Annotated in this window: 36 protein-coding genes and 1 pseudogene; 35 read left to right on the top strand and 2 right to left on the bottom strand. The window is 38.8% G+C overall.

Going from position 1 to position 26745, the window contains the following annotated elements; all coding sequences use genetic code 11:
* The first annotated feature begins 30 nt into the window (after nt 1-30).
* Nucleotides 31-2439, top strand: a complete 2409-nt coding sequence (gene gldG / locus BMY50_RS20165; protein WP_093328170.1) for a gliding motility-associated ABC transporter substrate-binding protein GldG — start codon at nt 31-33, stop codon at nt 2437-2439.
* A gap of 25 nt (nt 2440-2464) precedes the next feature.
* Here the strand turns inward: gldG and BMY50_RS20160 are convergent, their stop codons facing one another.
* Together BMY50_RS20160 and BMY50_RS20155 are read right to left on the bottom strand one after the other, a co-directional pair.
* Entirely contained in the window at nt 2465-3025 is a 561-nt protein-coding gene (locus BMY50_RS20160; RefSeq protein WP_093328168.1) for a GNAT family N-acetyltransferase, read from the bottom strand.
* 8 nt (nt 3026-3033) lie between these two features.
* Entirely contained in the window at nt 3034-4530 is a 1497-nt protein-coding gene (locus BMY50_RS20155; RefSeq protein WP_093328165.1) for a succinate CoA transferase, read from the bottom strand.
* Between the two features lie 207 nt (nt 4531-4737).
* Here BMY50_RS20155 and BMY50_RS20150 point away from each other — a divergent pair, with 207 nt between their 5' ends.
* The 34 genes and pseudogenes from BMY50_RS20150 to dnaK all read left to right on the top strand — a co-directional run bounded on the left by BMY50_RS20150 (nt 4738) and on the right by dnaK (nt 26551).
* Nucleotides 4738-5538, top strand: a complete 801-nt coding sequence (locus tag BMY50_RS20150; RefSeq protein WP_093328162.1) for an AraC family transcriptional regulator — start codon at nt 4738-4740, stop codon at nt 5536-5538.
* Nucleotides 5539-5631: 93 nt separating this feature from the next.
* Nucleotides 5632-6756 (top strand): DNA polymerase III subunit beta, encoded by a 1125-nt coding sequence (dnaN, locus tag BMY50_RS20145; RefSeq protein WP_093328155.1) that lies wholly within the window; start codon nt 5632-5634, stop codon nt 6754-6756.
* A 31-nt stretch (nt 6757-6787) separates the two neighbouring features.
* Entirely contained in the window at nt 6788-7435 is a 648-nt protein-coding gene (locus tag BMY50_RS20140) for a DedA family protein (RefSeq protein ID WP_093328152.1), read from the top strand.
* A 205-nt stretch (nt 7436-7640) separates the two neighbouring features.
* Nucleotides 7641-8258 (top strand): 50S ribosomal protein L3, encoded by a 618-nt coding sequence (gene rplC / locus BMY50_RS20135; RefSeq protein WP_093328149.1) that lies wholly within the window; start codon nt 7641-7643, stop codon nt 8256-8258.
* Nucleotides 8259-8262: 4 nt separating this feature from the next.
* Nucleotides 8263-8892, top strand: coding sequence for a 50S ribosomal protein L4 (gene rplD, locus BMY50_RS20130; RefSeq protein WP_093328146.1), 630 nt, complete (start codon nt 8263-8265; stop codon nt 8890-8892).
* 1 nt (nt 8893) lies between these two features.
* The gene (rplW, locus tag BMY50_RS20125; protein ID WP_093328140.1) at nt 8894-9184 is read left to right on the top strand and encodes a 50S ribosomal protein L23; all 291 of its coding nucleotides are present in this window, start codon (nt 8894-8896) and stop codon (nt 9182-9184) included.
* Nucleotides 9185-9190: 6 nt separating this feature from the next.
* A complete protein-coding gene (gene rplB, locus BMY50_RS20120; RefSeq protein WP_093328137.1) occupies nt 9191-10015 on the top strand; it encodes a 50S ribosomal protein L2 in 825 nt (274 codons plus the stop codon).
* Nucleotides 10015-10281 carry a 30S ribosomal protein S19 gene (gene rpsS / locus BMY50_RS20115; protein ID WP_093328134.1) on the top strand — a complete coding sequence of 89 codons (267 nt, stop codon included), beginning with the start codon at nt 10015-10017 and terminating at the stop codon, nt 10279-10281. Before rplB ends, rpsS begins: the two co-directional genes overlap by 1 nt.
* A gap of 6 nt (nt 10282-10287) precedes the next feature.
* The gene (gene rplV / locus BMY50_RS20110) at nt 10288-10725 is read left to right on the top strand and encodes a 50S ribosomal protein L22 (protein WP_093328131.1); all 438 of its coding nucleotides are present in this window, start codon (nt 10288-10290) and stop codon (nt 10723-10725) included.
* Nucleotides 10726-10730: 5 nt separating this feature from the next.
* Entirely contained in the window at nt 10731-11558 is an 828-nt protein-coding gene (gene rpsC / locus BMY50_RS20105; RefSeq protein WP_093328129.1) for a 30S ribosomal protein S3, read from the top strand.
* A 58-nt stretch (nt 11559-11616) separates the two neighbouring features.
* The gene (gene rplP / locus BMY50_RS20100) at nt 11617-12039 is read left to right on the top strand and encodes a 50S ribosomal protein L16 (protein WP_093328126.1); all 423 of its coding nucleotides are present in this window, start codon (nt 11617-11619) and stop codon (nt 12037-12039) included.
* A 120-nt stretch (nt 12040-12159) separates the two neighbouring features.
* Nucleotides 12160-12390, top strand: a complete 231-nt coding sequence (gene rpmC, locus BMY50_RS20095; RefSeq protein WP_093328123.1) for a 50S ribosomal protein L29 — start codon at nt 12160-12162, stop codon at nt 12388-12390.
* Between the two features lie 11 nt (nt 12391-12401).
* The gene (rpsQ, locus tag BMY50_RS20090) at nt 12402-12656 is read left to right on the top strand and encodes a 30S ribosomal protein S17 (RefSeq protein WP_093328121.1); all 255 of its coding nucleotides are present in this window, start codon (nt 12402-12404) and stop codon (nt 12654-12656) included.
* 1 nt (nt 12657) lies between these two features.
* Nucleotides 12658-13026, top strand: coding sequence for a 50S ribosomal protein L14 (gene rplN / locus BMY50_RS20085; RefSeq protein ID WP_093328119.1), 369 nt, complete (start codon nt 12658-12660; stop codon nt 13024-13026).
* A 2-nt stretch (nt 13027-13028) separates the two neighbouring features.
* Nucleotides 13029-13355: a 50S ribosomal protein L24 gene (gene rplX / locus BMY50_RS20080; RefSeq protein ID WP_093328117.1), complete on the top strand. Its 327-nt coding sequence runs from the start codon at nt 13029-13031 to the stop codon at nt 13353-13355.
* Entirely contained in the window at nt 13355-13921 is a 567-nt protein-coding gene (gene rplE, locus BMY50_RS20075) for a 50S ribosomal protein L5 (protein WP_093328115.1), read from the top strand. Before rplX ends, rplE begins: the two co-directional genes overlap by 1 nt.
* A complete protein-coding gene (gene rpsN, locus BMY50_RS20070) occupies nt 13914-14183 on the top strand; it encodes a 30S ribosomal protein S14 (RefSeq protein ID WP_093328112.1) in 270 nt (89 codons plus the stop codon). The genes rplE and rpsN overlap by 8 nt, the downstream gene beginning before the upstream one ends.
* A gap of 146 nt (nt 14184-14329) precedes the next feature.
* Entirely contained in the window at nt 14330-14728 is a 399-nt protein-coding gene (gene rpsH, locus BMY50_RS20065) for a 30S ribosomal protein S8 (RefSeq protein ID WP_093328110.1), read from the top strand.
* A gap of 18 nt (nt 14729-14746) precedes the next feature.
* A complete protein-coding gene (rplF, locus tag BMY50_RS20060) occupies nt 14747-15301 on the top strand; it encodes a 50S ribosomal protein L6 (RefSeq protein WP_093328107.1) in 555 nt (184 codons plus the stop codon).
* Nucleotides 15302-15306: 5 nt separating this feature from the next.
* The gene (rplR, locus tag BMY50_RS20055) at nt 15307-15660 is read left to right on the top strand and encodes a 50S ribosomal protein L18 (protein WP_093328105.1); all 354 of its coding nucleotides are present in this window, start codon (nt 15307-15309) and stop codon (nt 15658-15660) included.
* 13 nt (nt 15661-15673) lie between these two features.
* Entirely contained in the window at nt 15674-16192 is a 519-nt protein-coding gene (rpsE, locus tag BMY50_RS20050) for a 30S ribosomal protein S5 (protein ID WP_093328101.1), read from the top strand.
* Between the two features lie 5 nt (nt 16193-16197).
* Nucleotides 16198-16377: a 50S ribosomal protein L30 gene (gene rpmD, locus BMY50_RS20045; protein ID WP_093328099.1), complete on the top strand. Its 180-nt coding sequence runs from the start codon at nt 16198-16200 to the stop codon at nt 16375-16377.
* Between the two features lie 141 nt (nt 16378-16518).
* On the top strand, nt 16519-16965 hold the full coding sequence (rplO, locus tag BMY50_RS20040) for a 50S ribosomal protein L15 (RefSeq protein WP_093328097.1): 447 nt from the start codon (nt 16519-16521) through the stop codon (nt 16963-16965).
* 4 nt (nt 16966-16969) lie between these two features.
* Nucleotides 16970-18304, top strand: a complete 1335-nt coding sequence (gene secY, locus BMY50_RS20035) for a preprotein translocase subunit SecY (protein WP_093328095.1) — start codon at nt 16970-16972, stop codon at nt 18302-18304.
* 8 nt (nt 18305-18312) lie between these two features.
* Complete coding sequence (map, locus tag BMY50_RS20030) at nt 18313-19098, top strand: type I methionyl aminopeptidase (RefSeq protein ID WP_093328092.1); 786 nt, start codon at nt 18313-18315, stop codon at nt 19096-19098.
* Between the two features lie 74 nt (nt 19099-19172).
* Nucleotides 19173-19391, top strand: coding sequence for a translation initiation factor IF-1 (gene infA / locus BMY50_RS20025; protein ID WP_093328090.1), 219 nt, complete (start codon nt 19173-19175; stop codon nt 19389-19391).
* Between the two features lie 144 nt (nt 19392-19535).
* Nucleotides 19536-19652, top strand: a complete 117-nt coding sequence (rpmJ, locus tag BMY50_RS20020; protein WP_038702005.1) for a 50S ribosomal protein L36 — start codon at nt 19536-19538, stop codon at nt 19650-19652.
* A 92-nt stretch (nt 19653-19744) separates the two neighbouring features.
* Complete coding sequence (gene rpsM, locus BMY50_RS20015) at nt 19745-20122, top strand: 30S ribosomal protein S13 (RefSeq protein ID WP_093328226.1); 378 nt, start codon at nt 19745-19747, stop codon at nt 20120-20122.
* A 16-nt stretch (nt 20123-20138) separates the two neighbouring features.
* On the top strand, nt 20139-20528 hold the full coding sequence (gene rpsK, locus BMY50_RS20010) for a 30S ribosomal protein S11 (protein ID WP_093328087.1): 390 nt from the start codon (nt 20139-20141) through the stop codon (nt 20526-20528).
* Between the two features lie 64 nt (nt 20529-20592).
* The gene (gene rpsD, locus BMY50_RS20005; RefSeq protein ID WP_093328084.1) at nt 20593-21201 is read left to right on the top strand and encodes a 30S ribosomal protein S4; all 609 of its coding nucleotides are present in this window, start codon (nt 20593-20595) and stop codon (nt 21199-21201) included.
* Nucleotides 21202-21289: 88 nt separating this feature from the next.
* Nucleotides 21290-22282, top strand: coding sequence for a DNA-directed RNA polymerase subunit alpha (locus BMY50_RS20000; protein ID WP_093328080.1), 993 nt, complete (start codon nt 21290-21292; stop codon nt 22280-22282).
* Between the two features lie 85 nt (nt 22283-22367).
* Nucleotides 22368-22817 (top strand): annotated as a pseudogene (gene rplQ, locus BMY50_RS28500) (50S ribosomal protein L17); the annotation flags it as partial.
* A gap of 480 nt (nt 22818-23297) precedes the next feature.
* On the top strand, nt 23298-24485 hold the full coding sequence (locus BMY50_RS19990; protein WP_093328074.1) for a class I SAM-dependent methyltransferase: 1188 nt from the start codon (nt 23298-23300) through the stop codon (nt 24483-24485).
* Between the two features lie 149 nt (nt 24486-24634).
* Nucleotides 24635-26551: a molecular chaperone DnaK gene (gene dnaK, locus BMY50_RS19985; protein WP_093328072.1), complete on the top strand. Its 1917-nt coding sequence runs from the start codon at nt 24635-24637 to the stop codon at nt 26549-26551.
* The last annotated feature ends 194 nt before the right edge of the window (nt 26552-26745 follow it).

Below are 26745 nucleotides of genomic sequence, written 5' to 3'. Positions count from 1 at the left end.
ACCTTCGGGCTAGTTTAAAAGCATAGCTCCGTGTTTAGTATCTTCAAAAAAGACATATTTTCTTTTTTTAATTCGCTCGTAGGTTATTTAACAATAGGTCTCTTTTTATTTGTTACCGGACTTTTTTTATGGGTTTTCCCTGAAACAAGTGTTCTTTCTTACGGTTACGCAACTTTAGATGGTTTCTTCGCCCTCGCTCCCTATATCTTCTTGTTCATAATACCTGCCATAACAATGAGGAGCATAGCAAGCGAACGTGCAGAGGGGACCTATGAATTGTTAATAACTAAACCTATAAATTTTATCCAGCTTATTACGGCCAAGTATTTGAGCTGTTTAACCATCATCGTTTTATCCATCCTGCCCACACTAATTTATTACATCAGTATTTATTCCCTAGGAGCCCCAACGGGGAACATAGATACAGGGGCTGTTATAGGATCTTATATCGGACTTGTTTTATTAGGTGCCGCATTCGCGTCAATAGGTGTATTTGCATCAACCATCAGTCCTAATGTTATTGTTGCTTATCTATTCAGTACCTTTCTCAGTTTTTCTTTTTATGCAGGATTTGATTTTTTAGCCGGGGTCTTTACAGCAGATACACTCTCGGATGTATTGGCATTTTTAGGCATTCATTCACATTATGAATCAGTCAGTAGGGGCGTGCTGGATGCCCGCGATTTCTGTTATTTCTTAGGAGTCATCCTGTTTTTTTTGAGTCTTACTTATTTGTTTTTTGAAAGAGATCGCCATCATATTAAAGGAGCAGGCAAGTTAGTTCTTTATATACTTTTGTTTATCATCGTTATAAACTACCTTGCCGCGAACATTTTCTTTAGGATCGACTTCACCAGCGAGAAAAGATACACCCTTTCTGAAGTCTCTAAAAGTGTATTGAACGTACTGGAGGAAGATCTTCATGTGGTAGTTTTTCTTAATGGCGATTTACCACCGGGATTTAAAAGGTTGCAGAGTGGAACAAAAGATTTACTTTCCGATCTAAAAGCATATGCCGGTGGGAGAATACGCTATACCTTTATTAATCCAACAGAAGGCGACGTTCATGAACAGGAGCAGTATATGGATGCTTTAGCTAAGAGAGGAATTGAACCCACTAAGCTAAGTGTGAAAACAGAAGAAGGTTTGACACAGAAGATGATATATCCGGTAGCTGTACTCATGTATGGAGAAGAAGAGTTGCCCATAAACCTATTGCAAAATAACCGATTTTTAAACCCAGAAGAAGTGTTAAATAATTCGGTGCAAAATTTAGAGTACACTTTCATAAATGGTATAAAGAAAATTACCTCAGGTGGTAGGCCCATTATTGCCTTCACGGAAGGGCATGGAGAGCTGAACGACTTAGAAGCTTATGATGCCATGCACAGCCTCGGATATAGCTATCAAGCTGGTAGACTAAACCTCGATTCAATTAGTTTCGAAACATTAAAAGAGATTCGTGTAATTGTTGTGGCTAAACCGCAAACACCTTTTACAGAATATCAAAAATTTAAGCTTGATTATTTTGTGCAGCATGGTGGAAAAGTGTTATGGGCACTTAATCAAGTACAAGGCGAGCTGGATAGTATGCGAAAATCAGGCGATCAGATAATCGTTGCGAGCAACCTCAATCTTGATGACATGCTATTTAAATACGGCGTGCGGCTAAATTATAACCTGCTTGCCGATTTAAATTGTGCGCAAATTCCCTTGAATGTGGGGAATGTAGGACAGGCTAGTCAGCTTCAGTTGGTACCATGGATTTTTTACCCAATTTTTATTCCGAAGTCCGACCATCCTATAGTCAAAAACATCGATGGTATAAAAGGAGAGTTTGTAGGTACAATTGATACCTTAGCAGTTAAAAATATAGAAAAAGAAATACTTTTAAGTTCTTCCACCTTTAATAAGGTGTCTAATGTGCCTGTATTAATCTCTTTAGATATGGTCTCTTCAGCTCCTAAGCCGGAAGAATTCAAAGCGCAAGCACAGACCGTAGCGGTAGCACTGGAAGGCTCTTTTCCATCTATATTTAAAAATCGCCCCTTGCCAGCGGGAATTCCTGATACCCTTTCAACAAACCCTGCCAAGCCCTCTCTAAGGAATAAAATGGTGGTATTTGCAGACGGCAATATGTTGAAAAATGAAGTGAACAAGTCAGAAAATGCACCCTATAATTTAGGGTGGGACCGCGCTACGCAGCAACAATATGGTAATAAAACGCTTTTACTTAATACGATAGACTACCTTTGTGATGAGTCGGGTATTATTTCACTTAGAAACAAAGAGGTTAAATTACGGCTACTGGATAAGATGTCAATAAAAACAGACAAGCTGTTATGGCAATTCATTAATGTCTGTTTGCCTCCGTTGGCCTTAATACTTTTCGGCATCATGCAGCAGCTGGTACGCAAGCGTAAATTCTCCAAGCAATGAAAGAAGTGCTAGTATTTAGTATATATTATATATCAAAAACAAGATGATCGTATATACCACCGGCAAAATGCTTTTTATCCAACGCGTAAAAGCCCATTTTGTGATATAGCCTTTTAGCTGAAGGGTTATACTCATCAACAAGTAATCCCACTCGTTGATGGCCCAGTTCGCGGGCCCAATCTATTCCTGCCCCTATCAGCTTTTTGCCAATCCCTTTACCTTGGTAATTGGTATGAACGCTAAGGGTATCAAAATAAAATTCGCCCGGACCACTTTCTGGGTCAAACATGATGACATGGCCATAATGCTGAACGATGTAATCTAATATAGGTTGTCGATATTCTATTAACTGTGCGCCATCATAAGCGGTAAGTGAACCTATAACGTTATCATTTTCATTTTCCAAATAAACCAATGTATGCTGATAACTATATTGATTATTTTCTTGTTGAAAAAAGTGTTCGAATAATTCGGTAGCTTGATAAGGATCCTCTTGATTGATGAATTTTGAGGCGATATCCTCCATTGCTTGTATCATTAATTTTGCTACAAAGGTATAATCCGTTGGACGTGCTTTTCGTATCATGCTCGTAATTAATGGTGTTTCATGGTGCCTGTTTGTTTTAGGCGAGTATGCCAACTGAAAGCTTCTTCTAGTAGATGTGGGGTCTGGCCACCAACCTCTTTCACTGCCCGATCGAAGTAAGATTGTAATGCATCCTTATAATCCGGATGGGCGCAGTTTTGAATGATTTTCAAGGCCCTTTCTCTTGGTGCCAATCCTCTAAGGTCTGCATATCCCATATCTGTGACGACAACATCTACATTATGTTCATTATGATCAACATGTGAAACCATTGGTAAAATGTGCGAGATACTATCCCCTTTCGAAGCTGCCTGCGTTACAAATATACTCATATGGGCGTTCCTCGCAAAGTCTCCGGAACCGCCGATACCGTTCATCATATGTGTACCCCCAATATGGGAGGAATTGACGTTCCCATAAATATCAAATTCAATGGCGGTATTAATTCCAATGACTCCTAACCTCCTAATAACTTCGGCTGCATTGCTAATACTTTGTGGTCGCAATACAATTTTATCTCGATACTTTTCTAGATTGTTAAATACCCTTTGATAACAAGCTTCCGAAACGGTAATGGAAGCCGCAGATGCAAACATAAGTTTACCACTATCGATCAGGTCGAAGCTACTGTCTTGCAATACCTCAGAAAACATTGTGAGTCCTTCAAAATCGCCCTGTTCTAAACTTGCTAATACTGCGTTGGCAACTTTACCGATACCCGCCTGTAGCGGGCGCAAAGATTTGGTTAGGCGACCACTAGCTACCTCATTTGTTAAAAAACGTATTAAATGGGATGCAATTGCAGCTGTTTTAGTGTCTATATGCGCAATATCAGCAGGGCTATCCACTTGGTTGCTAAAAACAATTGCAGCAATTTTTTCAGGATCAACTTTAATGCTATTAGCTCCAATGCGATCGTTCGGACTGAAAATATTTATTGCTTTGCGGTTAGGATATGCTTCCGGAATATATATATCGTGTAAACCATGTAAGTCCGTGCTGACAGCCGTGTTTATTTCAATAATAATTTTGTTTGCTTTTTGGGCGAATATAGGTGAATTCCCTACTGAGGTAGTGGGAACAATGTCTCCCTCCGCTGTAATAAAAGCAGCTTCAATAATGGCTACATCAATAGTTGGCAACTGATTATCAGTAAGCATCTCACTTGTTTCACTTAGATTTTGATCTACAAATAGCACCTCACCATTGTTTATCGCTTGTCTAAGCACTCTATCTACCTGAAAAGGCATACGTCTCTTCAATATGCCGGAACTTGTTAATTTGGCATCCGTATCATTTCCTAAAGAAGCACCTGTTATCAAGGTGATTTGAATAGGATAATCTTTATTGCGTGCAGCCAGGGCGGGGAGTACAACTTTGCTATCTCCCGCTTTTGTAAATCCGCTAGAAGCAACCACTGCACCATCCTTAAAAAGTTCAAGCACTTTATCTACCGTTGTTATTTTATGTTGTAAGGCGGTATGTTTTATACGTTCATAGTCCATCTTTTTACGTTTAATTAAGGTACATACTATTTGGTTTATTGCGTATGCTATATTACTACAATTATACTATATTTATAGGCAGACATCTTATTTATGAGAGACATTGTTTTATCTACACCGGCCACCATTTAGCATAGAAACAGCGATAACTGATTACAAAACGGAAATATTAAGATTTTAAATCCATATCTTCGCATCAACTTTGTTATGACGGATGAAAAATATTACATATCTGATGTAGATAGAAAAGAAGATACTATTTATTGCTATCATAATCAGATGGGGGAAAAGTTAATCCCCAGCCACAGTCATAAAAAGGGACAATTTCTTTATACAGAAGGCGGGGTCGTATTTGTAAAAACAAAGGAGAAATCCTATTTCCTTCCAGCTAGGCATTATATGTGGATAGCTCCCGGTATAGAGCATAGTATCCATCCAAGTTCACCAGAGGTGATTATGCGGAATCTTTACTTTCCAATCAGCTCGTTGGATGATCCTTTTTACTTACACACCAGCATCTATCCAGTGAATGATCTATTGCTAGAATTAATGCTTTTTACCACGCGGTGGACGGGGCATATAGAACCCAGTAATAAATCTATTTACACCATTGTAGAGGCCTTCAAGATGCTTTTACCGCAGGTAAGTAATTTTTCGCTGCCTTTAGCACTCCCCCTAGCTAAAGACAAACGTTTGAAGCATTTGATAACCTATCTAGAACACAACCTGAGTAAAGACTTTCTATTCAATGATCTGGCAATAAACTTTGGATTTAGTCCGAGATCCCTGTCTAGGTTATTTCAGAAAGATTTAGGGATGTCGTTCATTCAATATCTAACCGCTCTTAGGATGTTAAAGGCCTTGCAATTACTACTGGAAAAATCATTAACGATTAATGAGGTAGCGATGCAGGTTGGCTACAATAGTCTGCCTACATTTAGCAATACATTTCAAAAGATGATAGGTGTAAGGCCCAGTGAATACATTAAGATGAAGGCAGTACTTTAAGAAATAAATTGAATTAATCTATGAGGAGCTAATTCAATAATTTTTCCCTTTTCTCCTTTCTTTTTATTATCATTGCGCTTATATTTGACAGACATGAGATTCATAGTTTCCACTTCAACTTTACTTAAGCAATTACAAGCAGTGAACGGCGCTTCAAGTAGTAGTACCGTGTTGCCTATTCTAGAAAATTTTCTGTTTGAGATCAAGGATAATGCATTGACTATTTCTGCTACAGATCTTCAAACAAGTATGATTACATCCTTACAGGTAGAATCTAAGGAAGAAGGTAAAGTAGCTGTGCCTGCAAAGATCTTGATAGAAACATTGAAAACATTACCAGATCAGCCTATCGCTTTTTCGGTAGATATGCAAACCTACTCCATAGAGATCAGTGCCGGCGATGGTAAGTATAAATTAAGTGGTGAAAATGCCGAGGATTTCCCAAAGATCCCGGTTGTAGAAAACCCTTCAACCGTAAGTATTCCGGCATCGGTACTTTCGGAAGCGATTAATAAAACCATTTTTGCGGTAAGCAATGATGAATTAAGGCCAGCAATGACGGGCGTACTTTGTCAGTTAACACCGCAGAGTACCACTTTTGTGGCGACCGATGCACATAAACTTGTTCGTTACCGTCGCTTGGATGTAAAATCCGAAAACGTTACCTCCATGATTCTTCCAAAGAAGGCATTGTCGTTACTAAAAAGCTCATTGCCCTCTGAAGATGTTGATGTAGCAGTGGAATATAATAATACCTCGGCGTTCTTTCGATTTGGAAACATTCATTTAATATGTAGATTAATAGATGAACGATACCCGGATTACGAGGCCGTTATTCCGCAGGTCAACCCGAACAAACTAACTATCGATAGGTTACTGTTGTTAAATTCGTTGAGGCGGGTAGTTATATTCGCTAATAAAACCACACATCAAGTGCGCTTAAAAATAGCTGGGAGCGAACTGAATATTTCTTCAGAAGATTTGGATTTCTCTAATGAAGCACATGAACGCTTAAGTTGTCAATATGAAGGAGAAGATACCGAGATAGGGTTCAATGCCAAATTTCTTATTGAAATGCTTAATAACTTGGTATGTGAGGAAGTAGTGCTAGAAATGAGTACACCAAACAGGGCGGGCCTGCTTTTACCTTCTGTTGCAGATGAAAATGAAAATATTTTAATGCTGGTTATGCCAGTGATGCTTAATAATCAAGGTTAGATAACAAGAAGACAAAGATTAACAAATTCCCGTGGAAGTAGTAAGCGCTATCATTGACTTCATTTTACACATCGATAAACATTTGGTTGAGATTGTAAATGACTATCAAACCTGGACCTATCTCATTCTGTTTTTAATAATTTTTGCTGAAACCGGATTAGTAGTAACGCCCTTTTTACCTGGCGATTCGCTTCTGTTTGCTGCGGGTGCTATCGTGGCCAAACCCGATACTGATTTAAACATATTTGTAATGTGCGGGCTATTAATTATAGCTGCGATACTAGGCGACTTGGTAAACTACCATATAGGTAAGTATGTCGGACCAAAAGCATTTAGTGGGAAATATAAACTACTAAAAAAAGAATATTTAGAACGGACTCAAAGTTTTTATTTAAAGCATGGAGGCAAAACAATTATCTATGCGCGTTTTATACCGATTGTAAGAACCTTTGCGCCATTCGTGGCTGGAATTGGCACCATGACCTATTCTAAATTTGCATCATTTAATATAGTAGGCGGGGTGATATGGGTTTCGGCATTCTTGTTCTTAGGTTATTATTTTGGAGGATTACCGTTGATAAAGAATAATTTTACCTATGTCATATTTGCGATTATCATTCTTTCAGTGCTTCCTGCTATTGTTGAAATGTTGCGCGGGAAAAAAAAAGTGCAGGCTTAGAAAAGCAGCGTTAATTTTATAAAAAACATCTAAAAAATTTCTATTGCGAATTAGATACCACCCCGGTATTAAAAAATTAAAAAAATAATTCGCTAAGTATTTGATAGTTAAAGGAAGTTTCCTATCTTTGCCGTCCCTTTATGGGATTAGTATGTCTTGAGCGAAGCCCTACTGCTTCGATGGACAATAACAGAAATTAAAGAAAATGTCAGGAATTATTGGAAAAAAAGTAGGAATGACCAGCATTTTCGACGCTGAGGGGAAAAATATTCCCTGTACAGTGATTGAAGCTGGCCCGTGCGTGGTAACGCAGATACGCACGGAAGAAAGTGACGGTTATACAGCTATCCAGCTGGCTTTCGACGAAAAGAAAGAAAAGAACACAACCGCATCATTGAAGGGGCATTTTGCGAAAGCGCAAACAACGCCTAAGCGTAAGTTGGTAGAATTTGAGGTTTTCCCTGAAGAGAAAAACCTTGGAGACGTTGTTACTGTGGATATATTTGCCGAAGGCGATTATATCGACGTGGTAGGAACCTCTAAAGGTAAAGGTTTCCAGGGCGTTGTGAAACGTCACGGTTTCGCGGGAGTTGGTGGCCAAACCCATGGTCAGCACAACCGTATGCGTGCACCGGGTTCATTAGGTGCTTCATCTTGGCCTTCTCGTGTATTCAAAGGTATGCGTATGGCCGGCCGCACTGGTGGCGACCGCGTTAAAGTTCAAAACTTACAAGTGTTGAAAGTGTATCCAGAGCAGAATTTACTAGTAGTTAGTGGTTCGGTTCCGGGAGCAAAGGGTTCTTACGTAATCGTAGATAAATAAGAAGATGGAAGTACAAGTTTTAAACATTTCAGGTAAAGAAACAGGTGCCAAGGTGCAACTTCCTGAAGCGGTATTTGGTGTAACTCCAAATGATCACGCTATTTATTTAGATGTTAAGCAGTACTTGGCAAACCAACGTCAAGGTACACACAAAGCTAAACAACGTAATGAAATTGCCGGATCTACCCGCAAACTACACAAACAAAAAGGTACTGGTGGAGCCCGTGCCGGTAGTATTAAATCCCCTTTGTTCAATGGTGGTGGTCGTGTTTTCGGCCCTCAACCTCGTGATTACAGTTTTAAACTAAATAAGAAGTTAAAAGCTGTTGCTCGTAAGTCGGCCTTAAGTTATAAAGCCCAGGAAAATAATATCTTAGTTTTAGACGAAGTGAATTTCGATTCAATCAAAACAAAGAATTATGCAAAGCTTATAGCAGATTTAAATGTAGCAAACGAGAAAACCTTATTGGTTTTACCAGCTTTGAACAATAATGTTTATTTATCAAGCAGAAATCTTAAGAAAGCAAAAGTAATTACAGCTGCAGACATCAACACATACGATGTGTTGAATGCAACTAAGCTTGTGTTAACTACAGAGACTGTTAAAACATTGGAGGAGGCATTTGCCAAGTAACATGGAGATTTTAAAGAAACCCGTATTAACAGAGAAAGCTTCGATTTTAACTGAAAAGTCAAATCGCTATGCTTTTAAAGTGGATCACAGAGCTAATAAAATTGAGATTAAAGCTGCAGTTGAACAAATGTTCGGTGTTAATGTTGAATCTGTAAACACGATGGTGATTACAGGAAAAACTAAAAGCCGTTACACAAAAGCAGGTAATGTCACAGGCCGTGCTCCTAAATATAAGAAGGCCATCATTACATTAAAAGATGGTGAAACTATTGACTTTTACAGTACTATATAATAAAAAATGGCAGTTAAAAGATTCAAACCGGTTACCCCAGGCACTCGTTTTAGAGTAGGTGCTGACTATAGCGATGTAACAACTAATGTTCCTGAAAAATCATTAGTTGTGAAAATCAAAAAGTCAGGTGGTAGAAATAATACCGGTAAAATGACTATGCGTTATCTCGGTGGGGGGCATAAAAAAGCATACCGATTGATAGATTTCAAACGCGATAAAAAAGATATCCCCGCAAAAGTAGCTACTATAGAGTATGATCCAAATCGTACCGCACGCATAGCTTTGTTAAACTATGCTGATGGTGAAAAACGTTATATCATTGCTCCAGAAGGCTTAAAAGTTGGCCAGACAATTATAGCTGGTGAGCAAGTTGCTCCGGAAGTAGGTAATACGCTTCCATTAAAGAATATTCCTTTAGGTTCAATTATTCATAACATTGAATTGAACCCTGGACAAGGTGGATCTATTGCGCGTAGTGCTGGTACATATGCACAGCTTTCTGCACGCGACGGCAAATATGCAATTATCAAATTACCTTCAAGCGAAACTAGGATGATATTAGCGACTTGTGTTGCTACTATCGGAGCGGTTTCTAACGCTGAAAAAGCTAACCAAGTGTTGGGTAAAGCAGGTAGAAAACGTTGGTTAGGCCGTCGTCCTCGCGTTCGTGGTGTTGCCATGAACCCGGTAGATCACCCTATGGGAGGTGGTGAAGGTAGAGCATCAGGAGGTCACCCACGCTCACGCACAGGTTTATTAGCTAAAGGCTATAAAACCCGTTATAAGAAGAAAACATCGAATCGTTACATCATTGAGAGAAGGAAAAAATAATGGCTCGTTCAATTAAAAAAGGTCCTTATATCGATCATAACTTAGAGAGAAAAGTTCTTTCTATGAATGAAACCAGTAAGAAGTCAGTAGTTAAAACCTGGTCGCGTAGATCTATGATTTCTCCTGACTTTGTTGGTCATACCTTCGCAGTTCATAACGGAAATAAATTTATTCCGGTGTATGTAACCGAAAATATGGTTGGCCATAAATTAGGAGAGTTTGCTCCAACCAGAACATTTAGAGGTCACGCTGAAAAGAAAAAATAATAGGCAATGGAAGCAACAAATAACGTAAAGAAGAAAAAATCTGTACTGATAAGAGAACGGAAAGAGCAGGCACAGAAGGGTGGCGCTTCTACTGCCAAATTATTAAACTGCCCTACGTCTCCACGTAAAATGCGTTTGGTAGTTGATCTTATCAGAGGAGAAAAAGTTGAGAAAGCTTTGTATATTTTGAAATATACAAACAAAGAAGCTGCCGGTAGAGTTGAAAAATTATTGTTATCAGCTATCAAAAACTGGGAAGCTAGCAACGAAGATAAGCGCGTTGAAGACAGCGGACTTTATGTAAAAGAAGTTTCTGTTGGAGGCGGTCGTCAATTAAAAAGATTAAGACCTGCACCACAAGGTCGTGGCTATAGAATACGTAAGCGTTCTAATCACGTAACCATTGTTGTAGACAGCAAAACTACTGAACCACAAACTAATTAGGAGAAATGGGACAAAAAGCACATCCAATAGGTAACAGATTAGGAATCATCAAAGGTTGGGATTCTAACTGGTTCGGTGGCAACAACTACTCCGATAAATTAGTTGAAGACGAGAAGATCAGAAAATATCTTTCTGTTCGTATCGCTAAAGGTGGCGTAGCAAAGGTTGTTATCGAGCGTACATTAAAACGCATTACTGTAACGATACATACGGCACGTCCGGGTATTGTAATCGGTAAAGGCGGTCAGGAAGTTGATAAAATCAAAGAAGAGCTTAAAAAGCTAACGAAGAAAGATGTTCAAATAAACATATTTGAAATCAAACGCCCTGAATTAGATGCTCAACTAGTGGCAGACGGTGTAGCAAAGCAATTAGAAGCTCGTATATCTTTCCGTCGTGCGATGAAAACAACCATAGCATCTACTATGCGCATGGGGGCAGAAGGTATCAAAATTATGTGTTCTGGCCGTTTAGGTGGTGCTGAAATGGCACGTACCGAGCAATACAAAGAAGGCAGAATTCCTTTACATACTTTTCGTGCTGATATTGACTATGCGTTGGCAGAAGCACATACTACCTATGGTAAAATAGGTGTTAAAGTATGGATTTGTAAAGGTGAAGTTTACGGTAAACGCGATTTATCTCCAAACGTAGGGCAAGGTAATGTGAAAGGAAGAGGCGGCGAAGGTGCCGGTAATTTCGGTGGTGGAGATCGTGGTGGCAGACCAGGTAACGAACGCAGAGGCGGCGGTGGAAGAAATGATCGTCGTAATAGCGGTGGTGGACGTGGCGGAAATAACCGTGGTGGCGGAGCCGGTAAAGGAAAAAACTAATTTTAGGTATCATGAAGTACTGCTGATAGAGCAGTGTTGATTAATCATTTTTAAGACAATGTTACAGCCAAAAAGAACGAAGTTCAGAAAGATGCAGAAAGGCCGCATGAAGGGTAATACCGGACGTGGTGCTGAGTTAGCTTTCGGATCTTTCGGAATAAAATCATTAGAGCCGGCTTGGATTACCAGCCGTCAGATTGAAGCGGCTCGTATTGCGGTAACCCGCTATATGAAACGTGAAGGTCAAGTTTGGATTCGTATCTTTCCTGATAAACCCGTAACAAAGAAACCTGCAGAGGTTCGTATGGGTAAAGGTAAAGGTGCTCCAGAATACTGGGTAGCAGTAGTGCGTCCAGGCCGTATGTTATTTGAAGCAGAAGGCGTTCCTTTAGAAGTTGCAAAGGAAGCTTTACGTTTAGCTGCTCAAAAATTGCCGGTACAAACCAAGTTTGTTATACGTAGAGATTACGTAGAAGCATAAATCGTCTAGCCCACCATTTGTTGGTGGGCCTGCCGTTACCGGGCCCACAATATTTTATAAACGGGAAACCGTCATAAAAGAACAACAAAAAGGAGTAGACAATTATACTGAAATAAGAAAATGAAGAATTCAGAAATCTTAGAACTATCAAAAAAGGATATCATAGCTCGTATCTCGGAAGAGAAAGCTAGCCTTAACAAGTTGAAATTTGCTCATGCTGTTTCTGCTATTGAAAATCCATTGCGGATTAAAGCAGCTAGAAAATTAATTGCTCGTTTAAATACTGAGTTATCTGCACGTAAAAACGCAGAAGCTAAAGAAGTATCTGAAACAGCCGCTGAAGCACAATAATTTAAGTCGAAATGGAAAGAAATTTAAGAAAAACAAGAATCGGCTTGGTAGTTAGCAATAAAATGAATAAATCTATAGTAGTGACTGTTGAGCGTAAAGTGAAACACCCTATCTATGGTAAGTTCGTTAAGAAAACTACCAAATTTAAAGCTCATGACGAAGAGAACACCTGCGGTATCGGCGATAAGGTGTTGATTATGGAAACGCGTCCGCTGAGTAAAACTAAAAACTGGAGATTAGTTGAAATTTTAGAAAGGGCTAAGTAACATGGTACAACAGGAATCAAGACTAACAGTTGCCGACAACAGTGGAGCTAAAGAAGTTTTAGTAATCCGTGTGTTGGGCGGTACCGGTAAGCGTTATGCATCATTGGGCGACAAGATTGTTGTAACCGTGAAAAGTGCTATCCCTTCCGGAAATATTAAAAAAGGAACAGTTTCTAAAGCTGTAGTTGTTAGAACAAAGAAAGAGGTTCGTCGTAAAGATGGTTCTTATATTCGTTTTGATGACAATGCAGCTGTATTGTTAAATAATCAGGATGAACCACGTGGTACACGTATCTTTGGCCCAGTTGCTAGAGAGCTTCGTGAAAAACAGTTCATGAAAATTGTATCATTAGCACCGGAGGTTTTATAAAAATGGGACAAGTTAAATTAAAAATCCGTAAAGGCGATTTGGTACAGGTTATTGCCGGTGATTCGAAAGGAACACAAGGTAAGGTTTTAGAGGTAATTATAGCAAAAAATCGTGCTATTGTTGAAGGCGCAAATATGGTGTCTAAACATACTAAACCTAATGCAGCCAATCCTAACGGTGGTATTATTAAAAAAGAAGCACCTATTCACATTTCTAACTTAGCATTAATCGATCCTAAATCCGGAAAAACAAGCCGTGTAGGACGTCAGAAAAATAGCGAAGGTAAGTTAGTACGTGTGGCTAAAAAATCAGGGGAGGAGATTAAGTAATGACTTACATACCAAGATTAAAAACGAAGTACAAAGAAGAAATTCGTACTGCGCTGAAAGATAAATTTCAGTATAAAAGTGTTATGCAGGTGCCTAAATTGGTGAAGATTTCAGTAAACCAAGGTGTTGGTGGTGCTACTACCGACAAAAAGTTGATTGAAACCGCTCTCAATGAAATGACAACTATTACTGGTCAGCAAGCAGTAGCAGCTAAATCTAAAAAAGATATTTCAAACTTTAAATTGCGTAAAGGTATGCCAGTAGGTGTACATGTGACTTTACGTGATAGTAAAATGTATGAATTTTTAGATCGCTTAATCGCTGTCGCACTACCACGTATTCGTGATTTTAAAGGTATCAACGACAAAGGTTTTGATGGCCGTGGTAATTATACCCTTGGCGTAACAGAACAAATTATCTTCCCTGAGATAAATATTGATAAAATCAGTAAAATTATGGGTATGGATATTACCTTTGTTACCACAGCTAACACAGATGTTGAGGCTTTGGAATTGCTTAAACAATTCGGTTTACCATTCAAAAATCAAAATATAACTAATGGCTAAAGAAGGAGTTAAAGCACGTGAAGTAAAACGTGCCAGATTAGTTGCCAAATTCGCTGAGAAGCGAGCTGCTTTAAAAGCAGAAGGTGATTACGTAGCATTAGATAAATTACCAAAAAATGCGTCTCCTGTGCGTTTACACAATCGTTGTAAATTAACAGGTCGCCCAAAAGGTTATATGCGTCAGTTCGGCATTTCAAGGGTAACTTTCCGTGAAATGGCGCTTGCAGGCAAGATCCCAGGGGTGAAAAAAGCTTCTTGGTAATTATCAAATAAGATAATAGATTTTTCAACAGGTAACAAGCATTATACTTGTTACCTGTTAGCTATTAGCTGCAAAATATAGAATATTAACCGATAGCAGGTCTGCTACCATGGAGGTAAAGGAAACCACTATCAAATTTATAACAAATGAATACAGATTCAATAGCAGATTACCTTACACGAGTAAGGAATGCCATCAAGGCCAACCACAGGGTTGTTGAAATTCCTGCATCAAACCTTAAAAAGGAAATCACAAAGGTTCTTTTTGACAAAGGTTACATTACGAACTATAAGTTTGAGGATAGCAATGTTCAAGGCGTGATTAAAATTGCTTTGAAATATCATCCGATCACTAAAGTTCCTGCTATTCGCACATTGACTCGTGTGAGTAAACCAGGTTTAAGAAAGTATGCAGGTGTTGAAACGATGCCACGTGTTTTAAATGGATTAGGGATTGCCATCTTGTCTACCTCAAAAGGTGTGATGACAGATAAAGAAGCAAAAAACCTGAACATTGGTGGTGAAGTTTTATGTTACGTTTATTAATCAGGAGGAAAACACACAATGTCAAGAATTGGAAAAGCGCCTATCGCTATCCCCGCTGGTGTAACAATTACCGTATCAGATAAGAACCTGGTAACAGTAAAAGGCCCTAAGGGAGAATTAACACAAAAACTAGATTCAGCAATTACCGTGTCTCAAGAAGAGGGGCAGTTAATTGTTAAGAGATCAACTGAACAAAAGCACCATAAATCACTTCATGGTTTATACAGATCATTGTTAAACAACATGGTTGTAGGTGTTACTGAAGGATATAAAACCACCCAAGAACTAGTTGGTGTGGGTTACCGTGCCACCCATCAAGGAAGCACTTTGGACTTAGTATTAGGTTATTCCCACCATATCGTAATGGTATTACCTAAGGAGGTTAAAGTAACTACTACTTCAGAGAAAGGTAAAAACCCAACAATCACCTTAGAATCTATCGATAAGCAATTGATTGGACAAGTAGCGGCGAAGATCCGTTCGTTACGTGCTCCAGAACCTTACAAAGGAAAAGGTATCAAATTTGCGGGTGAAGTATTAAGAAGAAAAGCAGGTAAATCAGCTAAAAAATAATCATCATGGCAGGAAGTAAATTATCTCGCAGAGAGCGAATCAAAAAAGGGATCAGAAAACGTTTGACTGGTTCTTCAGAGCGTCCTCGTCTTTCAGTATATAGAAGCAATAAAGGCATCTATGCACAAGTTATCGATGATGTTACTGGTAAAACCCTCGTTTCAGCATCCTCTTCATCAAAAGATTTTAGTGCTAGTGGTACTAAAATTGAGCAGTCTAAAGCTGTAGGTAAAGTAATTGCCGAAAAAGCTAAAGCAGCAGGAATTAACCAAGTAGTTTTTGACCGTAACGGTTATTTGTATCATGGTCGCGTTAAATCGCTGGCTGATGGTGCACGTGAAGCCGGTTTAGACTTTTAATTAAAACAGAGAGATGTCAGTAAATAATATTAAAAGAGTAAAATCAAGTGAGATCGAATTAAAAGATCGCTTGGTAAGTATTCAACGTGTTGCTAAAGTAACTAAAGGTGGTCGTACTTTTAGTTTCTCAGCTATAGTGGTTGTGGGTGATGAGAACGGCGTAGTAGGTTTCGGCTTAGGTAAAGCAAAAGAGGTTACAGAAGCTATTGCCAAAGGTGTTGATGATGCTAAAAAGAACTTGGTAAAAGTTCCAATTATCAAAGGAACTGTTCCGCATGCACAATTAGGTAAATTTTCAGGTGGTTCTGTTCTGATTAAACCAGCTGTTCATGGTACGGGTGTTTTAGCAGGTGGTGCGATGCGTGCTGTCTTAGAAAGTGCTGGTATTACAGACGTATTGGCTAAGTCTACAGGATCTTCAAACCCTCATAATGTGGTTAAAGCTACCATCGATGCATTAACAAAAATGCGTGATGCTTATACAGTGGCTCAAAACCGCGGTGTTGATTTGAATAAAGTATTTAACGGATAAGCATTATGGCGAAAATTAAAATTACACAGATTAAAAGCGTCATCGATAGAAGCGAGCGCCAGAAAAAGACAATGCAAGCGCTAGGTCTTACAAAGATCAGTAAATCTGTAGAAGTAGAGGCTACACCTGCCATTATCGGTATGGTAAGAAAAGTTAATCATTTAGTAGCCGTTGAGAGTTTATAATTTAAGATTATTTTAATAAATTGTCATCCCTTTGTTGGTTATCTGATAGGGGATGACAATTAGGTTAAATTAATTTTATAGTTTTTAATCGTTCACCCTGATTAGTGAAAGCGAAGGGGAACATAACAAGTTTATATTATCATGAACTTATCAAATCTAAAACCTGCTTCAGGTTCAGTAAAAGGTAGAAAACGCATTGGCCGAGGAACAGGTTCGGGTCGTGGCGGTACGTCAACTCGTGGTCATAAAGGTGCTGGATCCCGTTCAGGACATAGTACCAAAATTGGTTTTGAAGGGGGGCAAATGCCACTTCAACGTCGCTTACCTAAAGTTGGTTTTAAAAACCCTAACCGTGTAGAATACGTGGGTATCAACTTAGATGTATTAGAAAGTCTAGCTGAAAAATATAATTTAACAGTGATTGACTTCAGTGCATTAATAGAGCATGGATTAGTTGCAAAGAAAGATTTAGTAAAAATACTTGGTCGCGGGGAAATTAAAACAAAACTTGAAGTTAAAGCACATGCATTCTCTGCTACTGCGCAAAAACAAATTGAAGCAGCTGGCGGTTCGATCGTAAAACTTTAATTAAATGAAGAAGCTAATCACAACCTTAACCAATATTTGGAAGATCGAGGATTTAAGAACGCGTATTTTAAATACGCTTCTATTTCTTTTGATCTACCGTGTAGGTTCTCATATAGTGCTACCTGGCGTAGATCCACATTCGCTTAATCAAGAAGCAAAAGATGGAATACTAGGTTTGCTTAATATGTTTGCTGGAGGATCGTTTTCCCGTTCAGCAATTTTTGCGTTAGGGGTAATGCCTTATATTTCTGCGTCAATCGTAGTTCAACTATTAGGTATTGCCGTTCCGTATTTTCAGAAACTACAAAAAGAGGGCGAAAGTGGACGTAAGAAGATGACACAGATTACGCGCTACCTAACGCTCGCTATTACTCTTGTTCAAGCCGTTGCGTATATAAGGTCTCAGATTAGCCCAGATGCCAGAACGATGGACGAACCATTCTTTACTATTTTATGTACATTCATTTTAACTGCAGGAACGATGTTCGTGATGTGGTTGGGAGAGAAGATAACAGACAAAGGTATCGGTAATGGTATTTCGTTAATCATTATGGTGGGAATCATTGCACAATTACCAAGTGGATTAATCAGCGAGTGGGCTTCTCGTATGGATGGTCATGGCGGGCTAATTCCATTTATTGTTGAAATTGCCGCATTATTTTTCGTAGTTGTATTTACTATTCTTATTGTACAAGGTGTTCGGAAGATTCCTGTTCAATATGCTAAGAAAATCGTTGGCAATAAACAATACGGTGGTGTTCGTCAGTACATTCCATTGAAGGTTAACTCTGCTGGAGTAATGCCTATTATATTTGCGCAGGCAATTATGTTTGTACCTACTACTTTGGCCCAATTCTTCCCGAATCTTCAATCGTCATTTTTAACTTCGTTGAGTAATTTTACTTCAGTAGCGTATAATGTAACTTTTGCTTTTTTAATTATAGCGTTTACATTTTTCTATACCGCTATTATGGTGAATCCTCAGCAGATGGCGGATGACATGAAGAAAAACGGGGGCTTTATACCAGGAGTGAAACCTGGTTTGGCAACAAGTGGGTATATAGACAGTGTTATTTCAAAAATCACTTTACCTGGATCAATATTCTTGGCGATTATTGCGATTTTACCTGCAATAGCTAGTTTGTTGGGCGTAAATAGTCAATTCGCCCATTTCTATGGCGGTACCTCTCTGTTAATTTTGGTGGGAGTAGTATTAGATACCCTTCAGCAAATAGAAAGTCATTTGTTAATGCGTCATTACGATGGATTAATGAAAAGCGGAAGAGTTAAAGGACGCAGTGCTGCCATTACTAGTGGTGTTGCAGATCCTACAATATAACATCCAGCATGGCAAAGTTGATATATAAGTCAGAAGAAGAAATTGAATTAATCCGAAGAAGCGCAGATGTTCTTTCGAGAACGTTGGCAGAAATAGCGAAGGAGATTAAACCGGGAGTAAAAACCATTGCCTTAGATAAATTGGCTTTTAGCTTTATCCAAGACAATGGCGGAACTCCCGCTTTTCTGAACTACAATGGTTTTCCTTATTCACTATGTATCTCTGTGAATGATCAGATCGTTCATGGGTTTCCAAGCGAATACGAATTAAAAGATGGTGATATCATCAGTGTTGATGGCGGCGTTGTATTAAACGGTTATATTAGTGATTCGGCTTATACTTTTGGCGTTGGAGAACTGAGGCCTGAAGTGGAGCAGTTACTAAAAGTCACGAAAGAGAGTTTATACAAAGGTGTTTCACAGGCAGTAGTAGGAAAAAGGGTAGGTGATATCTCTTATGCCGTTCAAGACCATGTGCAAGAATATGGCTACGGAATTGTAAAGGAGCTCGTTGGGCACGGCGTAGGGATAGAACTGCATGAGAAGCCCGAAGTACCAAATTACGGGCAGCGAGGCAAGGGCAACAAGCTAGAGCGGGGAATGGTGATTGCTGTTGAGCCCATGATAAACCTCGGAAAAGCCGGAGTAAAGTTCTGGGATGATGGTTGGACGGTAAGCACTATTGATGCAAAACCATCGGCCCATTTTGAGCATACGGTAGCGATAAACAAAGGTGAACCTGATATTTTGACTACATTTTCATTTATTGATGAAGTTTTAAATAAAAAAGGTTGATAATCAGCAATTTTATTTTTAACTTTGCATCCCTGTTTGTGCAGGGTTTATAAATATATCATAATCAATAACATATGGCTAAACAAGCCTCTATTGAACAAGACGGCATCATTAAAGAAGCATTATCTAATGCAATGTTTCGTGTAGAATTAGAAAACGGACATGAAATTATTGCACATATCTCTGGCAAGATGCGTATGCATTATATCAAGATCTTACCAGGTGACCGGGTAAAATTAGAAATGTCTCCTTATGATTTAACTAAGGGAAGAATTACCTACAGATACAAATAGTATCTATTTTTAGCAAAAGAATATCGTCTTTAGACAATGATTTTGGAACGCAGAAGATGGGTAGCTTCTTGATTTAAAACAAATAAAAGACAAGAGCAAGAGGGCTCAAGTCTGATAAAGGATAAACAACGAATAATTATAGAGATGAAAGTTAGAGCATCTATTAAAAAACGTAGCGCAGATTGTAAAATCATCCGCCGTAAGGGTAAAGTGTTTGTGATTAACAAAAAGAACCCTAAGTATAAACAACGTCAAGGTTAAAAAAAAAGGTTTGAGGCTGTAGACGGAGCGTGTGGGACAAACCCACTCTTTATGCCGAAGCCTTATCCCTACTAAACGCATTAAATAATAATATGGCAAGGATAGCAGGTATAGATTTACCAAGAAACAAAAGAGGAGTTATAGGACTCACTTACATTTTTGGTATCGGCCTTTCAACAGCAAAGAGTATTTTAGCTGAAGCCGGTATCAGTGAGGATGTAAAAGTACAAGAGTGGACTGACGATCAGTTAACCGCGATACGTACCATTATAAACGACCGTGTAAAGGTTGAAGGTTCATTGCGTTCAGAAGTGCAGTTGAACATTAAACGTTTAATGGATATTGGTTGTTACCGTGGTTTACGTCACCGTAAAGGTTTACCACTTCGTGGCCAACGTACTAAAAACAACTCACGTACCCGTAAAGGAAAACGTAAGACTGTTGCTAACAAGAAAAAAGCTACTAAATAATAATTGATACAATACAATGGCTAAAAGTAAAAAAGTAACCAAGAAGCGTATTGTGGTGATTGAACCTGTTGGCCAGGCTCATATCAATGCAACTTTTAATAATATCATCGTAACACTTACGAATAACCAAGGTCAAACGATTTCTTGGTCGTCTGCTGGTAAGATGGGCTTCAAAGGTTCTAAAAAGAATACCCCATATGCAGCTTCTCAAGCTGCCAATGACTGCGGTAAAGTGGCGCATGATTTAGGTTTGCGTAAAGTTGAAGTGTTTGTTAAAGGACCTGGAGCAGGGCGCGAGTCGGCTATCCGTACTTTACAGACACAAGGAATTGAAGTAACTTCAATCAAAGATATTACACCGCTTCCGCACAATGGTTGTCGTCCACCAAAAAGGAGAAGAGTTTAATTTAATAGAGTTTAAAGCTAAGATTCACTAGCCTTGGGCTAGATGATACTTTAAAGAGAAAAAAATGGCAAGATATACCGGACCTAAGTCCAAAATCGCCCGTAGATTCAGAGAACCAATTTTTGGTCCTGATAAAGCATTGGAGCGTAAAAATTATCCTCCAGGGATGCACGGTGTTTCAAAACGTCGTGGAAAGCAATCTGAATACGCTATTCAGTTGCTAGAAAAACAAAAAGCTAAATACACGTACGGTGTATTGGAGCGTCAATTTGCAAACCTGTTTGTTAAAGCTTCTGCAAAAGAAGGAATTACAGGGGAGAATTTGCTTAGATTTTTAGAGGCTCGTTTAGACAATACGGTTTACCGTTTAGGTATTGCACCTACACGTTCTGGAGCCCGTCAATTAGTAGGACACAAACATATCACCGTAAACGGAGCAGTAGTAAATATTCCTTCTTTTAGCGTGAAACCTGGCGATGTTATCGCTGTTAGGGAACGTTCAAAGACTTTGGAAGCTATTTCAAGCTCTGTTGCAGGTAGAAAACTAAATAAATATAGCTGGTTAGAATGGGATGCTAATGGACTTACTGGTAAGTTCTTAAACTATCCTAGTCGCGATGAAATTCCTGAAAATATCAAGGAACAATTAATCGTCGAATTATATTCTAAATAGTCTATGCAGCAAGTAAGCATGCCATATTATTGGTTTGCTTACCTGTTTATACAGCAATCATTTCAATCAAATAATTAATTAGAAATAAATGGCAATCTTAGCATTTCAGAAACCGGATAAAGTTATCATGCAAAAATCCACGGAGTTTGACGGAACGTTTGAATTTCGTCCGTTAGAGCCGGGTTTCGGTGTAACCATAGGTAATGCTCTACGCCGTATTTTGTTATCTTCGCTAGAAGGTTATGCAATTACTTCTGTTCGTTTCTCTGGTGTTTCTCATGAATTTTCAACCATCACAGGTGTTGTTGAAGATGTTACTGAGATCATCTTAAATTTGAAGCAAGTACGTTTCAAAAAGACAGGTGAATCTGGAGATTCTGAGAAGATTTTTGTAATCATCAACGGTCAGGATCAATTTAAAGCTGGTGATATTACCAATCATTCTAACAATTTTACCGTACTTAATCCTGATTTAGTGATCTGTAATATGGAAAGCTCCGTAACTTTAGAGGTTGAGCTTACTGTAAATAAGGGTCGTGGTTACATCAATGCTGAAGAAAATAAAGTTGCCGATGCAGCAGTAGGAGTAATAGCAATTGATTCTATCTATACACCAATCAAGAATGTAAAGTACACAATTGAGAACTTTCGTGTAGAGCAGAAAACAGATTACGAAAAACTTTTATTGGATATTTCTACGGATGGTTCAATCCATCCTGAGGATGCATTGAAAGAAGCTGCTAAAATCTTGATTCATCACTTTATGTTATTCTCCGATGAGAACATCTTATTAGAGTCTCAAACAAAAGAAGAAACTAAAGAGGTAGATGAAGAGATCTTGCATATGCGTAAGATTCTAAAAACGGAACTAGTTGATCTAGATCTTTCAGTAAGGGCTTTGAATTGTTTAAAAGCAGCGGATATCCGCAGTCTTGCAGAACTAGTTTCTTATGATGTGGCAGATATGCTTAAGTTCAGAAATTTTGGTAAAAAGTCACTTACTGAGATTCAGGAACTGGTTAAATCAAAGGGCTTGTCTTTTGGTATGAATCTGTCTAAGTATAAATTAGACGAAGAATAAAATTATTTAATATTTAGCGACCTGTTGCATAATTCCCTCCATTGCTCGATACGATGCGGAGACGGTATGCACAAAACAAAACAAAATGAGACACGGAAAAAAAATCAATCACTTAGGCCGCACTGATAGCCATCGTAAGGCCTTATTGTCTAACATGGCTGTTTCGCTTATCAAACATAAGCGTATTACGACTACATTGGCAAAAGCTAGAGCATTACGTAGCTATGTAGAACCTTTGATTACTAAATCAAAGAATGATACTACACATTCACGTCGTACTGTATTTAGCTATGTTAAAGATAAAGAGGCGGTAACTATTTTGTTCCGCGAAATTTCTGAGAAAGTAGCAAATCGCCCGGGCGGTTACACACGTATTGTCAAACTGGCCAATCGCGCTGGAGATAACGCTGAAGTTGCACTAATCGAGTTGGTAGATTATAATGAGATTTATGCAAAAGGTGAAGCCAAAGTAGAAAAGAAAACCACACGTCGTCGTTCAGGTAAGAAGAAAACTGAAGCGATAGCAGTAGAAGCGACCGATAAAGTGGAAGCCGATAAAGTAGAGACTGATAAAGTTGAAACAAAGGCTAAAGCAAGCGGAACGAAGAAAGCGGCTAAAGGTGATGACCTTACTATCATTGAAGGTGTAGGCCCTAAGATTGCTGAGGTATTTGTTGCGGCGGGCGTAGTAAGCTTCAGCGATGTAGCTGCTAAAACTGCTGAGGAGTTGAAAGCAATCCTTTCGGAAGCTGGCGATCAGTTTAACACTGCTGTTACTGATACTTGGCCTGAGCAAGCTAAATTAGCTGCTGATGGTAAACTTGACGAGCTAAAAAAATGGCAAGATGAGTTGGATGGTGGAAAAGAGGCAGACGAAGAAACAAAGGAAGATTAGTTCCTTTCAAAAAAAAGAAAATCCCCTGCAATCGTAGGGGATTTTTTTTTATAAATAGTGCGCTATTATGATTGAAATGATTATACCTACCTTTGCATTTAAAATGAAAATTTTTAATAAATGATATTGCCAATCGAGGAGTTTGAATTATTGCTCAAGGATAGCTTTGAAACAGCAACTTTTGTTAAATTATCTTTGGGAAATTATAAAGGTGCAGAAGAGCAGCTCAAAAATATTTATATAAGAGAAGTTCTTTTAAAAGGTGAACTGAAGCTGACTTTTACCTACCGCTATAAGACACGCGATGTCGTCAAGAATTATAATCGTAAAGAAGGAATAGATTTACTCCTTTCTTATTTGCAGCATGATTTTAAGATGGCTACCTTATTTACCACCCAATTTGATAGCATCATCCAATTTAAAAATAAGGGAAAAATAGCACTTAGAAAAGAGAAACCCAGCTTCATTCAAAGGCCAGATGTGGTGCACGACAAGCAGAAAAAGCGAGCGATTACAGCCTCTTCCGAAAAAGGATATTTGCATGATTTGAATATTACCGATGCAGCTGGCAATGTTTATAAGAATGCACAAGACAAGTATAAGCAGATAAACCACTATATAGAATTACTCAGGCCATTAATAAATGAGGTTGGTGGAGAACATATTAAGCACGTGGTAGATATGGGATCTGGAAAAGGGTATTTAACTTTTGCGCTCTATGATTACTTGCATCAGGTATTAAAGCTCGAACAAACACATATAACAGGGGTTGAGTATCGAAAAGACCTGGTTGATTTATGTAATAAGATCGCACAGAAAACTGGTTTCAATTTATTAACATTTGAGGAAGGCTCCATAGCCGACTATAGATGCGATAATATTGATCTGCTTATTGCCTTGCATGCCTGTGACACGGCTACAGACGATGCTATTTATCAAGGAATCAAATCCGGAGCTAAACTCATCGTTGTGGCACCCTGTTGCCATAAACAGATCCGTCGTCAAATGGAGCAGCATAAAGTAACCAATGAACTTGAGGTACTTACCAGATATGGCATTTTTCTAGAACGACAGGCTGAAATGTTGACAGATGGGTTGCGCGCATTGATCCTGGAATATTTTGGTTATAAAACCAAGGTAATCGAATTCATTTCAGATGCCCATACTCCCAAGAATGTGCTCATTGTTGGCGTTCGCACGAAAGAGATTTCTCTTGATAAAAAAGAACGTATACGACAGCAAATAGCGCAAACGAAAAGCTATTTTGGTATTAGTAAGCATCAGTTAGAAGTGCTCCTAACTATCTGAGCCGTCAGATAGTTTAATAATTACTATCCACTCACTATCAGTTAATACCTTGTTGTGCACTGCCAATATGTCGTAAAATAAGGCTTGGCATAGGCATTGATAAATACAATAAAACAAAGCAATTAGTAAATTAAAAAAATAAATACGATATGTCTAAAATTATTGGAATTGACTTAGGTACTACCAACTCTTGCGTTGCAGTAATGGAAGGTAATGAGCCGGTAGTTATAGCAAACAACGAAGGAAAACGTACCACTCCTTCAATTATAGGTTTTGTTGATAATGGAGAACGTAAAGTAGGTGACCCTGCTAAACGTCAAGCGATAACAAATCCTCAGAAAACCGTTTACTCCATCAAGAGGTTTATGGGAAGGAGCTTTGATGAAGTAACCACTGAAGCTTCTCGCGTTCCTTATAAAGTGATTAAAGGCGATAACAATACGCCACGTGTGGAGATTGGCGACCGTAAATATACTCCACAGGAACTTTCTGCCATGATCTTGCAGAAAATGAAAAAAACTGCTGAGGACTTTTTAGGACAAGAAGTTACAGATGCGGTTATTACGGTACCAGCTTATTTTAACGATGCTGAACGTCAAGCAACCAAGGAGGCAGGTGAAATAGCGGGTTTAAATGTGAAACGTATCATTAATGAACCTACTGCAGCTGCATTAGCGTATGGCTTAGATAAAGCGCATAAAGATATGAAGATCGCGGTGTTCGACTGTGGTGGTGGAACACATGACGTGTCTGTTTTAGAATTAGGAGATGGTGTATTTGAGGTGAAATCTACAGATGGCGATACACACTTAGGTGGTGATGATTTTGACCAAGTAATTATTGATTGGTTGGTAGAAGAATTCAAAACAGATAATGCTGGTTTAGATTTAAGCAAAGATGCAATGGCATTGCAACGCTTGAAAGAGGCTGCTGAGAAAGCTAAAATTGAGTTGTCAAGTACCTCCTCTACTGAAATTAATTTACCTTACATTACGGCAGATGCAACTGGGCCTAAACATTTGGTGCGTACATTGAGTCGTGCTAAATTTGAGTCCTTAGCAGCTGATTTAATTAAGCGTACCATTGATCCTTGTAAGTCAGCATTGAAAAATGCAGGTCTATCCACAAGTGATATTGATGAAATCATCTTGGTTGGTGGGTCAACCCGTATCCCTGCTATTCAAGAGGCTGTTAAAAGTTTCTTTGGCAAAGAACCTTCAAAAGGGGTTAACCCAGATGAGGTGGTTGCATTAGGGGCTGCAATACAAGGTGGCGTGTTAACTGGTGAAGTAAAAGATGTATTGTTGTTAGACGTTACACCTTTATCACTGGGTATTGAAACAATGGGTGGTGTTATGACAAAGCTTATTGAAGCCAATACAACTATTCCAACTAAGAAATCAGAAACTTTCTCTACTGCTTCGGATAATCAGCCTTCTGTAGAGATACATATTTTACAAGGTGAACGCCCTATGGCTGCACAGAACCGTACCATTGGTCGTTTCCACTTGGATGGTATTCCTGCTGCACCTCGTGGCGTACCTCAAATTGAAGTAACATTTGACATCGATGCAAATGGTATATTGCATGTATCTGCCAAAGATAAAGCAACAGGTAAGGAACAAAAAATCCGTATCGAAGCTTCTTCAGGATTGAGTGATGAAGAGATCAAGAAAATGAAAGCAGATGCGGAAGCAAATGCAGATGCAGATAGAAAAGCTAAGGAGGAAGTCGATAAGCTGAATGCAGCTGATGCACTCATATTCTCTACAGAAAAACAACTGAAAGAATATGGAGATAAAATTGGTGCAGATAAGAAGGCTCCTATAGAAAGTGGTTTAACGAAATTGAAAGAGGCCTATGCCGCTAAAGATTTCGCCGCGATGGAGACTGCACAAAATGAACTTCAAGCCTCATGGAATGCTGCTTCTGAAGAAATGTATAAAGCTTCACAAGAAGCAGGCGCACAAGAAGCTCCTCAAGGTGAACCGTCTCAACAAGCCGGAAACCCTGATGAGGTTACGGACGTTGATTTTGAAGAGGTAAAAGATGACGACAAGAAATAAATAGAATTATTCAATGAAAAAGCCGCAATGTCTTCACATTTGCGGCTTTTTTGTTTGTTTTAGCTATGTATTTTAAGCAATTATTGTCATATTGCAGCAAAATCTAAAAAATCAACAAGTGGTGCATCCTAAAAAAATACTATTTCTTTGTTTTTAAATAAATTTACGGGCAGGGGCATATGCTGTGTCAAGCC

The sequence above is a fragment of the Olivibacter domesticus genome (assembly GCF_900109575.1).
GTDB classification, from domain to species: domain Bacteria; phylum Bacteroidota; class Bacteroidia; order Sphingobacteriales; family Sphingobacteriaceae; genus Olivibacter; species Olivibacter domesticus.
Note: the sequence above shows the minus strand (reverse complement) of the source record. Positions and strands in the feature narration are given on the sequence as shown.

What these genes read in the sequence shown, in the direction of transcription:
- BMY50_RS20160 (WP_093328168.1), bottom strand. Translation starts at nt 3,025, where the DNA reads ATGATACGAAAAGCACGTCCAACGGATTATACCTTTGTAGCAAAATTA.
- BMY50_RS20155 (WP_093328165.1), bottom strand. Translation starts at nt 4,530, where the DNA reads ATGGACTATGAACGTATAAAACATACCGCCTTACAACATAAAATAACA.
- BMY50_RS20150 (WP_093328162.1), top strand. Translation starts at nt 4,738, where the DNA reads ATGACGGATGAAAAATATTACATATCTGATGTAGATAGAAAAGAAGAT.
- dnaN (WP_093328155.1), top strand. Translation starts at nt 5,632, where the DNA reads ATGAGATTCATAGTTTCCACTTCAACTTTACTTAAGCAATTACAAGCA.
- rplC (WP_093328149.1), top strand. Translation starts at nt 7,641, where the DNA reads ATGTCAGGAATTATTGGAAAAAAAGTAGGAATGACCAGCATTTTCGAC.
- rplD (WP_093328146.1), top strand. Translation starts at nt 8,263, where the DNA reads ATGGAAGTACAAGTTTTAAACATTTCAGGTAAAGAAACAGGTGCCAAG.
- rplW (WP_093328140.1), top strand. Translation starts at nt 8,894, where the DNA reads ATGGAGATTTTAAAGAAACCCGTATTAACAGAGAAAGCTTCGATTTTA.
- rplB (WP_093328137.1), top strand. Translation starts at nt 9,191, where the DNA reads ATGGCAGTTAAAAGATTCAAACCGGTTACCCCAGGCACTCGTTTTAGA.
- rpsS (WP_093328134.1), top strand. Translation starts at nt 10,015, where the DNA reads ATGGCTCGTTCAATTAAAAAAGGTCCTTATATCGATCATAACTTAGAG.
- rplV (WP_093328131.1), top strand. Translation starts at nt 10,288, where the DNA reads ATGGAAGCAACAAATAACGTAAAGAAGAAAAAATCTGTACTGATAAGA.
- rpsC (WP_093328129.1), top strand. Translation starts at nt 10,731, where the DNA reads ATGGGACAAAAAGCACATCCAATAGGTAACAGATTAGGAATCATCAAA.
- rplP (WP_093328126.1), top strand. Translation starts at nt 11,617, where the DNA reads ATGTTACAGCCAAAAAGAACGAAGTTCAGAAAGATGCAGAAAGGCCGC.
- rpmC (WP_093328123.1), top strand. Translation starts at nt 12,160, where the DNA reads ATGAAGAATTCAGAAATCTTAGAACTATCAAAAAAGGATATCATAGCT.
- rpsQ (WP_093328121.1), top strand. Translation starts at nt 12,402, where the DNA reads ATGGAAAGAAATTTAAGAAAAACAAGAATCGGCTTGGTAGTTAGCAAT.
- rplN (WP_093328119.1), top strand. Translation starts at nt 12,658, where the DNA reads ATGGTACAACAGGAATCAAGACTAACAGTTGCCGACAACAGTGGAGCT.
- rplX (WP_093328117.1), top strand. Translation starts at nt 13,029, where the DNA reads ATGGGACAAGTTAAATTAAAAATCCGTAAAGGCGATTTGGTACAGGTT.
- rplE (WP_093328115.1), top strand. Translation starts at nt 13,355, where the DNA reads ATGACTTACATACCAAGATTAAAAACGAAGTACAAAGAAGAAATTCGT.
- rpsN (WP_093328112.1), top strand. Translation starts at nt 13,914, where the DNA reads ATGGCTAAAGAAGGAGTTAAAGCACGTGAAGTAAAACGTGCCAGATTA.
- rpsH (WP_093328110.1), top strand. Translation starts at nt 14,330, where the DNA reads ATGAATACAGATTCAATAGCAGATTACCTTACACGAGTAAGGAATGCC.
- rplF (WP_093328107.1), top strand. Translation starts at nt 14,747, where the DNA reads ATGTCAAGAATTGGAAAAGCGCCTATCGCTATCCCCGCTGGTGTAACA.
- rplR (WP_093328105.1), top strand. Translation starts at nt 15,307, where the DNA reads ATGGCAGGAAGTAAATTATCTCGCAGAGAGCGAATCAAAAAAGGGATC.
- rpsE (WP_093328101.1), top strand. Translation starts at nt 15,674, where the DNA reads ATGTCAGTAAATAATATTAAAAGAGTAAAATCAAGTGAGATCGAATTA.
- rpmD (WP_093328099.1), top strand. Translation starts at nt 16,198, where the DNA reads ATGGCGAAAATTAAAATTACACAGATTAAAAGCGTCATCGATAGAAGC.
- rplO (WP_093328097.1), top strand. Translation starts at nt 16,519, where the DNA reads ATGAACTTATCAAATCTAAAACCTGCTTCAGGTTCAGTAAAAGGTAGA.
- secY (WP_093328095.1), top strand. Translation starts at nt 16,970, where the DNA reads ATGAAGAAGCTAATCACAACCTTAACCAATATTTGGAAGATCGAGGAT.
- map (WP_093328092.1), top strand. Translation starts at nt 18,313, where the DNA reads ATGGCAAAGTTGATATATAAGTCAGAAGAAGAAATTGAATTAATCCGA.
- infA (WP_093328090.1), top strand. Translation starts at nt 19,173, where the DNA reads ATGGCTAAACAAGCCTCTATTGAACAAGACGGCATCATTAAAGAAGCA.
- rpmJ (WP_038702005.1), top strand. Translation starts at nt 19,536, where the DNA reads ATGAAAGTTAGAGCATCTATTAAAAAACGTAGCGCAGATTGTAAAATC.
- rpsM (WP_093328226.1), top strand. Translation starts at nt 19,745, where the DNA reads ATGGCAAGGATAGCAGGTATAGATTTACCAAGAAACAAAAGAGGAGTT.
- rpsK (WP_093328087.1), top strand. Translation starts at nt 20,139, where the DNA reads ATGGCTAAAAGTAAAAAAGTAACCAAGAAGCGTATTGTGGTGATTGAA.
- rpsD (WP_093328084.1), top strand. Translation starts at nt 20,593, where the DNA reads ATGGCAAGATATACCGGACCTAAGTCCAAAATCGCCCGTAGATTCAGA.
- BMY50_RS20000 (WP_093328080.1), top strand. Translation starts at nt 21,290, where the DNA reads ATGGCAATCTTAGCATTTCAGAAACCGGATAAAGTTATCATGCAAAAA.
- BMY50_RS19990 (WP_093328074.1), top strand. Translation starts at nt 23,298, where the DNA reads ATGATATTGCCAATCGAGGAGTTTGAATTATTGCTCAAGGATAGCTTT.
- dnaK (WP_093328072.1), top strand. Translation starts at nt 24,635, where the DNA reads ATGTCTAAAATTATTGGAATTGACTTAGGTACTACCAACTCTTGCGTT.